Source organism: Pseudomonas fluorescens, assembly GCF_001623525.1.
Classification (GTDB): domain Bacteria; phylum Pseudomonadota; class Gammaproteobacteria; order Pseudomonadales; family Pseudomonadaceae; genus Aquipseudomonas; species Aquipseudomonas fluorescens_Q.
In genome coordinates, this window is record NZ_CP015225.1 from 5,198,619 (window position 1) to 5,211,290 (window position 12,672).

General features: G+C 61.6%; 14 protein-coding genes and 1 other RNA gene. 5 read left to right on the top strand and 10 right to left on the bottom strand.

Annotated features, from left to right (window positions below):
* Positions 1-227 precede the first annotated feature (227 nt).
* A complete protein-coding gene (locus tag TK06_RS22375) occupies positions 228-896 on the top strand; it encodes a gamma-glutamylcyclotransferase (RefSeq protein ID WP_063323863.1) in 669 nt (222 codons plus the stop codon).
* On the opposite strand, the gene glpT is transcribed toward TK06_RS22375, so the two are convergent.
* Positions 872-2,221, bottom strand: a complete 1,350-nt coding sequence (gene glpT, locus TK06_RS22380; protein ID WP_063323864.1) for a glycerol-3-phosphate transporter — start codon at positions 2,219-2,221, stop codon at positions 872-874. The genes TK06_RS22375 and glpT overlap by 25 nt on opposite strands.
* Positions 2,222-2,561: 340 nt before the next feature.
* On the opposite strand from glpT, the gene TK06_RS22385 reads away from it, so the two are divergent.
* The gene (locus tag TK06_RS22385) at positions 2,562-3,149 is read left to right on the top strand and encodes an energy transducer TonB family protein (RefSeq protein WP_238992640.1); all 588 of its coding nucleotides are present in this window, start codon (positions 2,562-2,564) and stop codon (positions 3,147-3,149) included.
* Between the two features lie 50 nt (positions 3,150-3,199).
* Here TK06_RS22385 and TK06_RS22390 read toward each other — a convergent pair whose 3' ends face one another.
* Entirely contained in the window at positions 3,200-4,177 is a 978-nt protein-coding gene (locus tag TK06_RS22390; protein ID WP_063323866.1) for an NADPH:quinone oxidoreductase family protein, read from the bottom strand.
* A 150-nt stretch (positions 4,178-4,327) separates the two neighbouring features.
* Here TK06_RS22390 and TK06_RS22395 point away from each other — a divergent pair, with 150 nt between their 5' ends.
* Entirely contained in the window at positions 4,328-4,744 is a 417-nt protein-coding gene (locus TK06_RS22395; RefSeq protein WP_063325204.1) for a flagellar basal body-associated protein FliL, read from the top strand.
* Positions 4,745-4,811: 67 nt separating this feature from the next.
* On the opposite strand, the gene TK06_RS22400 is transcribed toward TK06_RS22395, so the two are convergent.
* The 4 genes from TK06_RS22400 to TK06_RS22415 form a co-directional block, all read right to left on the bottom strand.
* Positions 4,812-5,930, bottom strand: coding sequence for an ABC transporter permease (locus tag TK06_RS22400; protein WP_063323867.1), 1,119 nt, complete (start codon positions 5,928-5,930; stop codon positions 4,812-4,814).
* Complete coding sequence (rbbA, locus tag TK06_RS22405) at positions 5,930-8,653, bottom strand: ribosome-associated ATPase/putative transporter RbbA (protein ID WP_063323868.1); 2,724 nt, start codon at positions 8,651-8,653, stop codon at positions 5,930-5,932. Before rbbA ends, TK06_RS22400 begins: the two co-directional genes overlap by 1 nt.
* A complete protein-coding gene (locus TK06_RS22410) occupies positions 8,650-9,615 on the bottom strand; it encodes an HlyD family secretion protein (RefSeq protein ID WP_063323869.1) in 966 nt (321 codons plus the stop codon). Before TK06_RS22410 ends, rbbA begins: the two co-directional genes overlap by 4 nt.
* 81 nt (positions 9,616-9,696) lie before the next feature.
* Positions 9,697-10,146 carry an EVE domain-containing protein gene (locus tag TK06_RS22415; RefSeq protein WP_063323870.1) on the bottom strand — a complete coding sequence of 150 codons (450 nt, stop codon included), beginning with the start codon at positions 10,144-10,146 and terminating at the stop codon, positions 9,697-9,699.
* Positions 10,147-10,340: 194 nt separating this feature from the next.
* Here TK06_RS22415 and TK06_RS32775 point away from each other — a divergent pair, with 194 nt between their 5' ends.
* Positions 10,341-10,487: a hypothetical protein gene (locus TK06_RS32775; protein ID WP_003206689.1), complete on the top strand. Its 147-nt coding sequence runs from the start codon at positions 10,341-10,343 to the stop codon at positions 10,485-10,487.
* Positions 10,488-10,522: 35 nt separating this feature from the next.
* Here TK06_RS32775 and TK06_RS22420 read toward each other — a convergent pair whose 3' ends face one another.
* The 4 genes from TK06_RS22420 to TK06_RS22435 all read right to left on the bottom strand — a co-directional run bounded on the left by TK06_RS22420 (position 10,523) and on the right by TK06_RS22435 (position 11,976).
* Entirely contained in the window at positions 10,523-11,128 is a 606-nt protein-coding gene (locus tag TK06_RS22420; RefSeq protein WP_063323871.1) for a 5-formyltetrahydrofolate cyclo-ligase, read from the bottom strand.
* Positions 11,129-11,242: 114 nt separating this feature from the next.
* A non-coding RNA gene (ssrS, locus tag TK06_RS22425) (6S RNA) lies at positions 11,243-11,422 on the bottom strand.
* A gap of 30 nt (positions 11,423-11,452) precedes the next feature.
* Positions 11,453-11,770, bottom strand: coding sequence for a cell division protein ZapA (locus tag TK06_RS22430; RefSeq protein ID WP_003177364.1), 318 nt, complete (start codon positions 11,768-11,770; stop codon positions 11,453-11,455).
* On the bottom strand, positions 11,767-11,976 hold the full coding sequence (locus tag TK06_RS22435) for a TIGR02449 family protein (protein ID WP_003177365.1): 210 nt from the start codon (positions 11,974-11,976) through the stop codon (positions 11,767-11,769). Before TK06_RS22435 ends, TK06_RS22430 begins: the two co-directional genes overlap by 4 nt.
* A 129-nt stretch (positions 11,977-12,105) precedes the next feature.
* Here TK06_RS22435 and TK06_RS22440 point away from each other — a divergent pair, with 129 nt between their 5' ends.
* Entirely contained in the window at positions 12,106-12,660 is a 555-nt protein-coding gene (locus tag TK06_RS22440; RefSeq protein ID WP_063323872.1) for a YecA family protein, read from the top strand.
* Positions 12,661-12,672: the final 12 nt, after the last annotated feature.

Below are 12,672 nucleotides of genomic sequence, written 5' to 3' on the forward strand. Positions count from 1 at the left end.
TTTTAGGGCTGCTTCGCAGCCCAGCGGGAGCAAGCTCCCTCGCCACGGGTCATATATCGCCCGATATACCTATTCGATATTTAGCTCATGAGCCAGATGCCGCTATGGTATATGCCAGCGCCCCGAGCATTCATGGCATCTAATTTGCCTTGGTTCTGCCAAGCGTCAGTGTCATGACGGCGCACCATCCAGCTTGATGAATTGCGAGGAGCCCTACGCTACCGGCCATGACCGCTATCGAATCCGCCATTACCTGTGCCTTGTACCCGCCAAGGCTCGACCTGGGCCCGCAACTGACCCGTGAGCAATTGCTCGCCTCGATGCAATTGACCATGAGTCTCCACCAGGGCGGTCCGGTCTGGCTGTTCGCATACGGTTCATTGATCTGGCGGCCCGAATGCACGGCGGTGGAGCGGATGCGCGGCCGGGTCCATGGTTACCATCGCGGTTTGTACCTGTGGTCCCACGAGCATCGCGGTACACCGGAGTTGCCGGGGCTGGTGTTCGGGCTGGATCGCGGCGGCTCGTGCAGCGGTTTCGCCTACCGATTGCCGGAGGAGAATCTCGAGGATTCGCTGTTTGCCCTGTGGCAACGCGAGATGCCGGTCCCGTCCTATCGCCCGCATTGGCTCAGTTGCCGTCTCGAGGATGGCAGCCGGGTGCAAGCCTTGGGGTTTGTACTGGAGCGACACCTGCCCAGCTATGCCGGCAACCTGCCGGACCATGTGCTGAGCCAGGTCTTTGAAAGCGCCTGTGGGCGTTATGGCACCACTCGCGATTATGTCGAGCAGACCATCCACGCCCTGCGCAGCCACGCCATGCCAGACCGGAACCTGGAGGCGCGGCTCAAGCGCTGTAAATCAGCGCTGGATCAGGCGACCGCTTCGCGGCTCTGACTGGCGATTTGCTTGTGCCACAGGGTTGGCGCGAGGAAGGCCATCGCCATCAGGCAAGCACCGATCAACAACACAAAACCGCCGTCCCAGCCAAAATGGTCCACGGTGTAACCCATGGCGGCACTGGCCGCGACCGAGCCACCCAGGTAACCGAACAGACCAGTGAAGCCGGCAGCTGTACCGGCGGCTTTCTTCGGTGCCAGTTCCAATGCCTGCAAACCGATCAGCATCACCGGGCCGTAGATCAGGAAACCGATGGAAACCAGGGCGATCATGTCGACGGTCGGGTTGCCGGCCGGGTTCAGCCAGTACACCAGCGTCGCTACGGTCACCAGGGCCATGAACACCATGCCGGTCAGGCCACGGTTGCCGCGGAAGATCTTGTCCGACATCCAGCCGCACAGCAGCGTTCCGGGAATGCCCGCCCACTCGTAGAAGAAATAGGCCCAGGAGCTTTTGTCCACCGTGAAGCCCTTGGCTTCCTTGAGGTAGGTCGGCGCCCAGTCCAGCACGCCGTAGCGCAGCAGGTAGACAAACACGTTGGCCATGGCGATGTACCAGAGCATTTTGTTGCGCAGCACGTATTTGACGAAGATTTCCTTGGCGCTGAATTCGTTCTCGTGACTGGCGTCGTAGCCTTCCGGGTAGTCGTTCTTGTATTTCTCGATCGGCGGCAGGCCCACCGATTGTGGGGTATCGCGCATGGTCACGAAGGCGAACACGGCGACAGCAAGCGCTACAGCAGCCGGCACATAGAACGCCGCATGCCAGTCATTGAACCAGCCCATCCCCAGTAGGAACAACGGGCCGATCAGGCCGCCGCCGACGTTGTGCGCCACGTTCCACACCGACACCACGCCGCCGCGTTCTTTCTGCGACCACCAATGCACCATGGTCCGTCCGCTGGGTGGCCAGCCCATGCCTTGGGCCCAGCCGTTGATGAACAGCAGGATGAACATCATGGTCACGCTTGACGTTGCCCAAGGCGCGAAACCGAACACGAACATCACCCCCGCCGAGACCAGCAAGCCGAAGGGCAGGAAGTAACGCGGGTTGGACCGGTCGGACACCAGGCCCATCAGGAATTTCGATAGCCCATAGGCGATGGCGATGGCCGACATGGCCAGGCCCAACTGACCACGGGTGTAACCTTCGTCGATCAGGTACGGCATGGCCAGGGAGAAGTTCTTGCGCAACAGGTAATAGCCGGCGTAGCCAATGAAGATCCCGGCGAAGATCTGCCAGCGCAGGCGTCGGTAGGTGCTGTCTATTTTTTCTTCAGGCAGGGACGCCTGATGGGCGGCAGGGCGAAAGAAGGCAAACATTCAAGGGCTCCAGGTTCTTGTTATGACTGCGGATGCGAATGTTACAGTTTCGTTACCGAAAATAGCATTGGTTCTTATCGTTTAAACAGCGAAATTTTTCTGATCGAATGTTCTTAAACGAACATGTCGCTCAGGTATTGGCGAAAGCTGTTGTAGGAAATGTCGCCACAGGCTTTTTTCACGCGGTGCTTCGGTGGCAAGGGGGCAGGACAGTGGGAAAGGTCCTTCACCCAAATGGGAAGTCTCGCTATTCAGCCCCAAGGCCGCGGCCTCTACCCTCTATGTCTTTGCCAAGTCTGGCATTCAGGTGAGGGGTGAGGGCATGAGGTGGTGTGTCGTGATGCTGTTGTTGTGCTTGTCCGCTACGAGCGGGGCGACGGATGTGTTGTTGGTGCCCGAGCACAATCCCAAGCCGGACTACCCGACGGCCCTGCACCGGAAGGGCGTCGTGGGTGTGGTCCGGGTCGGCTTCACGGTGCATGCCGATGGTCGTGTCGATGAAGTCGCGATCCTGCGCAGCGATCATCCGGATTTCGCCGAGGCCGCACGGAAGGCCATGAGGCAATGGCGCTTCAGGCCGTGGACGGTGGACCACGAACATCCGGCGCAGACGCACGTCGTAGCGCCCTTCGAGTTCCGCCTGGATGGCTTGCCACTGGATGCCAACAAGTGGATCAAGACCTGGAAATGCTCGGTCATCAATTCGCATGCCAGGGGACAGCCGTGGGTAGAGGATTTGCTCCCGTTCCGTTACACCCGCAGTTACTTGTCCAATGTGTTTTTTGTGAAGCAGATGTCGGATGTGGAGCGTTTGGCCTTGATCGCCCGTTTCAACAGGCTCCTGCCTACGATCGTGCAGCGTTGCGGGAGTTTTCCTGCGGCACGGTATGTGCGGATGCTGCCGCAGGAGATTCGCGAGTTGCTTTAGTGCGGCTCAATAGCGGTCCGGCGCTTGAGGTCCTGACCGCTTTGACGCATTCAACGCACCTGCACAACCACCTTCCCCACCGCCTTGCGCTGCCCCAGGTCATTGATCGCCTGCGCCGCATTGCTCAGCGGGTACACCTGCGACACCAGCGGCTTGAGCTTGCCTTCGGCGAACCAACCGAACAATTGCTGGAAGTTGGCGGCGTTGTCCTGGGGCTGGCGCTGGGCGAAGGAACCCCAGAACACGCCCACCACGGCGGCGCCCTTGAGCAGGGCCAGGTTCACCGGCAGCTCGGGGATGCGTCCGCTGGCAAAGCCCACCACCAGCAACCGGCCGTTCCAGGCGATGGCGCGGATGGCCTGGTCGAACAGGTCGCCACCCACCGGATCGTAGATCACATCGGCGCCCTGGCCGTCGGTGAGGCGCTTGATTTCATCCTTCAGGCTGGTTTCGTTGTAGTTGATCAATTCGTCGGCGCCGGCCGCCTTCGCCACGGCGAGTTTTTCGGCGCTGCTGGCAGCCGCGATTACCCGGGCGCCCATGGCCTTGCCGATCTCCACCGCCGCCAGGCCGACACCACCGGATGCGCCGAGCACCAGCAGGGTTTCGCCGGCTTGCAGGTTGGCCCGTTGCTTGAGGGCATGCATCGAGGTGCCATACGTCATGCTGAAGGCGGCGGCGGTGTTGAAGTCCATGGACGCAGGGATCGGCAACACGTTGTAGCCAGGTACCGCCACCTGTTCGGCAAAGCTGCCCCAGCCAGTCAGCGCCATCACCCGGTCGCCGACCTTCAAGTGGCTGACTTTCTCTCCCACGTCGCTGACGACGCCCGCCGCTTCGCCGCCGGGGGAGAACGGGAAGGGTGGCTTGAATTGGTATTTGCCCTCGATGATCAGCGTGTCAGGGAAGTTCACCCCGGCGGCATGCACGTCCAGCAGCACTTCGTTCTTCTTGGCGATGGGGCTGGCGACGTCTTCCAGCACCAGCGATTCGGCGGGGCCGAATTCTTTGCACAGCACGGCTTTCATCAGGGCTATTCCTTTGGGAGTGATGGCCGATAAGTGTAGGTGTGAGAGAGAACGGGTCAACGAGCATGCCCTGCCCTGATAGCCGGCTATAAGCTTGTGCTTGAACGGCGGGGCGGTATGCTGGGCCGCAAACCGGATGAGGAATCAATTGTGAAAGCGTGGATCATGTTGATGCTGGCCCTGTCGTTGCCTGTGGCAGCGATGGCCGAAGAGGGCAAGGAAGCGAAGGAGGGTGAGGCGCCGAAGGTTAGCTACATCACCCTCAGCCCGCCCTTTGTCGGCAACTATGGGCTCGACGGTTCGGCGAAGTTGAGGGTCTACAAGGCCGATGTGGCCCTGCGCGTGACAGGAGATGCCGCAGCAGCGGCGGTCAAGGCCAATGAGCCGTTGATTCGCAACCAGTTGGTGGCGCTGTTCGCCCAGCAGACCACCGAGACGATGAACAACCTTGAGGCCAAGGAAAAGTTGCGTCAGGAAGCGTTGAAGCAGACCCAGCAGGTGATGAACGACGAAACCGGCAAGCCGATGGTCGACGACCTGTTGTTCAACAACCTGATCATTCAGTAAACCGGCTCGATCGCAGCCTTTGGCAGTGCCCGGATCTCCTGGTGCTGCCCAAGGCTGCTTTTTTTCGTCAAGACGCCAGGCTCTTCCGAAACCGGGCCAGGGCGATTGCAAAGAACAAAAGTCCGATGGCCGCCAGCGCCAGCAGGTCCGGCCAGATCACGCCAGGTCCGGCATCTCGGAACAGGATCGCCGCGCTGAGGCTGACGTAATGCGTCGAGGGCGAGCCTTGCATCACCCATTGCAACCATTGCGGCATGCTGTCCAGCGGTGTACTGCCGCCCGACAACAGCAGCATCGGAATGATAACCGGGATCGCCAGCAGGCCGAATTGCGGCGTCGAACGGGCGAGGGTGGCGAGGAAGATGCCCAGTGAGGTGCTGGCGAACAGGTAGAGTGCGGTCACCAGCAGGAAGAGCACCATGGAGCCGGCGAGTGGAACCCCCAAGGCGAACTTGACGATGATTTCCAGCGATGCCCAGGTGCACAGCACCACCACCAGCAGGTTGCTCCAGATTTTCGCCAGCATGATTTCCAACGCCGTTAGCGGCAGCACCAGCAAGTGGTCGAGGGTGCCGTGCTCGCGCTCGCGCAGCAGCGCGGTCCCCGTCAGGATGATGGCCAGGATCGTGATGTTGTTGACGATCTGGATCACCGCCAGGAACCAGCCACCTTCCAGATTGGTATTGAACAGCGAACGCGTGGTCAGCCTCACGGGCGTTGCTTCGCTCGTTTGTGCCTGGCCGGCGTAGGTGGTCAGTTCCTGTTGGAAAATCCGTCCGATGTAGCCGGCGCCCATGAACGCCTGGCTCATGGCCGTGGCGTCGACGTTGAGTTGCAGCGTCGGTTCGCGCCCAGCGAGCAGGTCGGCCTGGAAGTTGGCGGGCACGTTGATGACAAAGGTGTAGCGGCCACTGTCCATGACCTTGTCCAGTTCGGCATAGGGCAAGGCCACCGGGTTCTGGAACTCCGGCGGTTGCAGGAGCTGGGCCAATTGGCGCGAAAGATGGCTCTGGTCTTCGTCCACTATTGCAACACTGGCGTTGTGGACGCCGATTACCGAACCTGCAGCCGGCATGTAGATCGCCACCGTGAAGGCGTAGCCCAAAAACAGCAGCAGGACGGAGTCGTATCGCAGGCTGGTCAGTTCCTTGAGCCCCAGACGCCAGATATGTGAAAGCGTGTGCATCAGGCCTCCTGCTTTTTCAGCATGATCAGGCTGAGCCCGGTGAAGCCCAGGAAAAACCCGCCCAGCGCCAGGCATTGCGGCCATAGCTGGCGCAGATCCAGGGCCTTGGTGAAGGTGCCGACGGCGATATCCAGGAAGTAACCGGCGGGAAACAACTGGCCCATCACCGCAGCGGCACCCTCCAGGGACGAACGCGGCACGATCAACCCTGAAAACTGGATGGTCGGCAGGCTGGTGATGATCATGGTGCCGAGGATCGCCGCGATCTGGGTGCGGGTGAACGCCGAGATCAGCAGCCCCATGCTGGTGGTCGCCAGTACATAGAGCAGGCCGCCGATCGCTAGCGTCAGGCCGCTGCCCTTGAACGGCACACCGAACAGCCAGCGGTTCATCGCTGTCAGCAGGGCGAGGTTGATCAGGCTGACCGCCAGGTAGGGCACTTGTTTGCCCAGCAGGAACTCCAGTCGGGTCAGCGGCGTGGCGTAGAAGTTGGTGATCGAGCCCAGCTCCTTCTCCCGCACGATGCCCAGCGCCGTCAACATGGCCGGAATGAACGCCAGGATCAGCGCCATGACCCCAGGCCCGATGGCGTTGACGCTGACCACGTCCTGGTTGTAACGAAAGCGCGTCTCCAGCGTCGCACCGGGTTGCCGGTTTGGCGCGCGGCTGCTGAGTTCAGCCAGTTGCTCAAGGTTGGCCTGGTGCACGGCCTGGACGTAGTTGCGACTGGTCTCGGCTCGAAACGGTATGCCGCCGTCCAGCCAGGCGCCCACCGTCGGTTGGCGGCCGGCGTAAAGGTCACGCCCGAAACCGGGGGGGATTTCCAGGGCCAGCTTGATCTCCGAGCGCTGCAAGCGTCGATGCAGCTCCTTCGCGTCGCTGATGATCGGTTGCTCCTCGAAGTAGCGCGAGCTACGGAACGCTTCCAGGTAGGCACGGCTTTGCGGGCTCTGATCCTGGTCATACGCGGCGAAGGCCAGTTTCTCCACATCGAGGGAAATACCGAAGCCGAAGACCACCATCATGAACAAGGCGCCCAGCAAGGCGAATGCCATCCGCACCTTGTCGCGCAGCAGCTCCTTGCCTTCCCGGCTGGCGACGGCCCACAGGCGCCCGAGGCTCAGGCCGCGCCGGTCCCGGGGGGCGTCGGCACTGTCGAGGGGCACGGGGGCGGCGTCTTGCTGCGTCTCGCCCTGGGCATTCTCCAGGCAGGTGACGAACGCGGCTTCCAGCGTCTGGCCGTTGAACTGCGCCTGCAAGGCCGCCGGCGTGTCACAAGCCAGGACCTTGCCGGCGTGCATCAGCGAAATACGATCGCAGCGCTGGGCCTCGTTCATGAAGTGCGTGGAAAGAAAAATCGTCACGCCCTGTTCGCGAGACAGCTCAATCAGCAGCCGCCAGAAATCATCCCGCGCAGCCGGGTCGACACCCGAGGTCGGTTCATCGAGGATCAGCACTTCCGGGCGATGCAACACCGCCACCGCCAGGGACAAACGCTGGCGCAGGCCCAGTGGCAGGGCGCCGGAAGGCTGGTCCGCCAGCGCTTGGAGATTGAAGCGCTGGATCAGTTCGTCGATGCGCTGGCGACTGTCCGTCGTGGGCAGGTCGAAGAGCTTGGCGTGCAGTTCCAGGTTCTGGCGCGCACTCAGTTCGCCGTACAGCGAAAAGCTCTGGGACATGAAACCCACCCGCTTGCGGGTGGCGAGGTCCTTGGCGTTGACCGGGTTGCCCAGTAGCCGGGCACTGCCTTCGCTGGCGGGGATCAGCCCGGTCAGCACCTTCATGGTGGTGGTCTTGCCGCAGCCGTTGGAACCCAGGAACCCGAAGATCTCACCGCGACCAATCGCGAAACTGACCTTGTCGACGGCGGTGAAATCACCGAAGCGCAAGGTGAGGTCGTGGGCTTCGATGGCAATGTCGGCGGTGTTGGCGCTCCTGGGGGGGATCACCAGCGGCTCGACATCGCGGCCGCTGTCGCCCTGGAAATGGGTGAAGGCCGAGTCGAGCTTGCCGTCTGGCGTGACTGTAGCCAGCTCGGCACTCAAACCCTTGGCGATCAAGCGACCGTTGTCGAGCATCAGGCAATGCTCGAATTGTTCGGCCTCTTCCATGTACGCGGTGGCGACCAGGAGGGTCAGTTGCGGGCGTTGCCGACGCACGTCTTCTATCAGTTCCCAGAAGCGACGCCGGGACAGCGGGTCCACGCCGGTGGTGGGCTCGTCGAGAATCAGCAGGTCCGGTTCATGGATCAGTGCGCAACACAGGCCGAGCTTCTGTTTCATGCCGCCGGACAGTTTGCCCGCCGGGCGATCGGCAAAACGCTGCAGATCGGTGGCCAGCAGCAATGTGCCCATGCGCTGTTCGCAGTCTGCCCGGGATAACCCGAACAGCGTGCCGAAGAAGCGAATGTTCTCGCGTATCGACAGGTCCGGGTAAAGGTTGCCCCCCAACCCTTGGGGCATGAAGGCAATGCGTCGGTAGAGGGTGTTGCGATGGCGTCGGTCGTCAATCGAGGCGCCGAGTACGTCCAGTTGGCCGTGCTGGAGTTTCTTCACTCCGGCAATCAGCCCCAGCAGGCTCGATTTGCCGGCACCGTCCGGACCGATCAGACCGCAGCGAGTGCCGGCGGGCAGGCTGAAGGCGATATCGCTCAGCGCCACCTGCTGGCCGTAGCGGTGTTCCAGGCCCGAGGCGCGCAATGCCTCGCCGGCGGGGGCGCTCATTGCAAGTTGGCCGGCCAGTCGATGGGGGCGGTGCGTACATAGCCGGCACCTGGCATGCCGGGTTTGGCCTGGGGCACTTCGCCGGGGCGGGTCAGGCGTACTTTGACGCGGAACACCAGTTTCTGGCGCTCATCACGGGTTTCGACTTCTTTCGGGGTGAACTGGGATTTGGCCGCGACGAAACTGACCTTGGCGGGTAGAGGTCGCTCGGGCAGGGCGTCGAGCAACAGTCGCGCTTCGTCGCCCACCGCCAGTTTCCCCGCCACCGACGCCGGCAGGTAGAGGTTCATGTATTGGTCGTTCGGATCGATCATCAGCAACACTCGACCGCCGGCGCCCAGCACTTCACCTGGCTCGGCCAGGCGCAACTGGATCACGCCGTCGAGCGGTGCCCGCAACGTGCTGTCATCTATTTCACTGGTGAGTTGGGCCACTTGGGCCAGGGTCGCGCCGATGGCCGCATTCGCCGCCGATACCTGGGCCCGGGCGGCGTTGACCGCGGCATTGGCGGTGTCGACGCGGGCTTGTTGCTGGTCGATGACCTGGCCGCTGGCGTAACCGCGCTTGAACAGTTCCTGGGTCCGCTTGAGCTCCTGGTGAGCGAGCAATTGTTCGCTCTGGCGCAACTGCACGTTGGCTTCGGTGGCAGCAAGGTTCTGCCGGGCCCGCACGACTTCGGCCTCGGCCTGGTTGCGCTGAGCCTCCAGGGTGCGGGTGTCCATGCGTGCCAGCACCTGGCCCTTGATGACGTTGTCGCCTTCGTCGACCTGAACTTCGGCCAGGCGTCCTGGGGTCTTGCTGGCGATCTGGACCTCGGTGGCCTCAAGGCGACCGTTGCCCATGCTCAAGCCTTCCGGCAGGCGATCGTGGCGCGATTTCCAATAGCCGAAACCGCCGGCGGCCAGCAGAACAGTCATCAAGGCGAGGGCAAAAAAGCGAGAAGTACGATGGTTTGTCGACATGTCCGGCATCCTGCGGCTATAGCATCGAAGTCTGCCAGATCAGCGAACGACCCCGTTTGATATCCATCAACTCATTGGCGATCAGCGCAGCGCCATGACCGCTGCCCATTGTTCGGGTGTAACGGGCATCACCGACAGTCGCGAGCCTTTTTGCACCAGTGGCATTTCAGCCAGGGCGGTCTGTTGCTTGAGGTAATCGAGCTTCAGCACGTGGGGAAACGTTTCGACATGGGCCACGTCGATCGCGGTCCAGGGGTTTTTGTCCAGGCAGGCCTTGGGGTCGAAGTAATGGCTGTCGGGTTCCAGCGCCGTTGGGTCAGGGTAGGCCGCACGGACAATTCGGCCGATCCCGGCAATGCCTGGCTCGGGGCAACTGGAGTGATAGAAAAAGAACATGTCGCCCACCGCCATGGTTCGCAGAAAGTTACGCGCCTGGTAGTTGCGAACCCCGTCCCAGCGTGCCTGGCCGAGCTTTTCCAAACCTTGGATGGATAATTCGTCGGGCTCGGATTTCATCAGCCAATAGGCCATGATTGCTACTCCTTGGCGGTGTTGAAAAAATAGTTCAGCGATTTTATGACAAACCGACAGTCGGTTGACGCCAGAGTTTGCGTGTCGGGGCCGGTTGCCGCAAAATGCCGGCCTTCCAAGCTTGACGCTGCTGCACGGCCAATAAGAAAACCGCTGCTGTCATCGTGTGTGATATGCCTTGAGGGGGGCAATCGATGAAACGCAAACCGGATTTGTTGTGGATCTTGGTCATTCTGTTCGGTCTGGGTGTCGTGACCACGGGTTACGCCCAAAGCCTGTGGGCCAACAAGACCGACGCGCCGGTGGAAATCACCCAACCCGCGTCATCGTTCAAACGCTGAACCCGCTTTCCTGGCGCCGCTGATGATCGCGGCGTCTACCCCGCGATATACCAATGCCTGTCGCTGACCGTTCCCTGCAGCGGTACGTCCCAGCTTGCCTGCGCCAATCGTTCGACTTTCTGGCATTCATGGGCCAGCCCCAATAGCGTCGGTTTGCGCCACTGCTTGCGTCGCGCCAGATACGCCAGGCTGCGGTCATAAAAGCCGCCGCCCATGCCCAGTCGACCACCCGCATCGTCAAACCCCACCAATGGCAACAACACCAGGTCCAGCGTCCAGACCTTGCGTTGCCGGGCGATGTTCTTGCGCGGCTCAGGAATACGAAACCGGTTGGGCTGCATTTTTTCGCCGGGGTGGATGCGCTGGAACACCATCTTGGTCTGCGGCCATGGGCTGAGCACAGGCAGGTAAGTGGCCTTGCCCCGGCGTTGGGCTTCGCGCAGCAGCAGGCGCGGATCGATCTCGCCGTCGTTGGGCAGGTAGAGGGCGATGTGCTGCGCACGGCGAAACAGCGGATGCTGGGCCAGTTGCTTGAACAGCCCGTGGGCGGCTTGCCGTTGCTGGGCGGGCGTCAGGGCGCGACGGGCCTGGCGCAGCAGGCGTCGAAGTTGCGGGCGGGGCAGCAGCGCAGGTTCGGTCATATCAATGCTTCACGCAGTGGCGATGCCACAGCGTAACCGCAAAACAGGCTGCTCAGAAATGCCTGCGCCAGAAACGACAATGCCAGTCCATATGGACTGGCATTGCCTGGAGTCAGGCTCCCCGGATGAACCGCTGTCGGCTTAGCCCTTGAACCCGAAAGTTCAAGGTGGAAGTTGCAGGGGGCGTTAAGGCTTTCCGTCAAGCGGACATGCACACCGGCCCCAACGTGCAACCCCCGTGGTTGTGCGTATCGGCTCAGGGACATCACCAACTGGCAAGCACCCCAGGGAGTGAGGCGAGTATACCCCAGGCAGCCTCGCGAATCAGCCCTTGCTGACGTCTGGATCGGTGGCGAGCACCAGATCCACCCGGTCGAGCAGGTCGCGCACCTGTTCACGGGTCGAGCCGCTGACCTGCAGGTCCGGCGTATCCTGGCGATGCAGCAGGTCGTGGGTGATGTTCAAGGCGGCCATTACGGCGATGCGGTCGGCGCCGATGACTTTGCCGCTGCTGCGGATCTCGCGCATCTTGCCATCCAGGTAACGGGCGGCGCTCACCAGGTTGCTACGCTCTTCCTGGGGGCAGATGATCGAATATTCTTTGTCGAGGATCTGCACGGTAACGCTATTGCTTGAACTCATGAGTCTTGCTCCAGGGCCTTGAGGCGCGAAATCATCGATTCGACCTTACGCCGGGCGATTTCGTTTTTTTCAATGAGGTGCGCGCGTTCCTCGCGCCAGGTTTTTTCCTGAGCTAGTAGGAGTCCGTTTTGGCTCTTAAGTTGCTCGACCCGGTCAATTAGCAGTTCGAGTCTGGCCATCAGCGCTTGCAGGTCGGTGTCTTCCATTGTGTCCACTGAAGATTGTGTCTGATGGAGGGTATGAGTCGCACAGCCTCTGATAGTCTTGGCGAGTCTGTCGATGTAGGATACAAGGCCTCCATTCTAGACATAGCGCCGTCTGGCGCCTAGCTGCCCATGCCCATTCAGAATTCCCCGTATCAAGCATTCGCCACCCTGCTGAGCACCAGTGGCCATCCTGTCTCGCCTGCCGAACTGCATGGCCTGCTGCTCGGTCGCAGTTGCGCCGGCGCCGGGTTCGGTGCCGACGGCTGGTTGGCCGACGCCGCAGAACTGCTGGAAGGCGAGCCGGCGGACAACGTCCGCAACGCGCTTATCGGCCTGCAGGAAATGGTCAAGGGCGAGCTGACCAGTGACGACATGACCGTCGTCCTGCTGCTGCCCACTGACGACGCGCCCTTGGCTGAACGCGCCGCTGCTCTGGGCCAGTGGTGCCAGGGCTTCCTCGCCGGCTTCGGCCTGACCCGCCGCGAATACGCCTTGAGCGAAGAGGCCAAGGAAGTGTTGCAGGACTTGGCCGCGATCTCCCAGGTCCAGGATGCCCTGGAAGAATCCGATGACGGCGAAAGCGACTACATGGAAGTGATGGAGTACCTGCGGGTCGCGCCATTGCTGCTGTTCACCGAGACCAAGAAAACCGATGCAGCGGCCGCCAAGCCGTCCTTGCATTAATTTTTAGAGGGA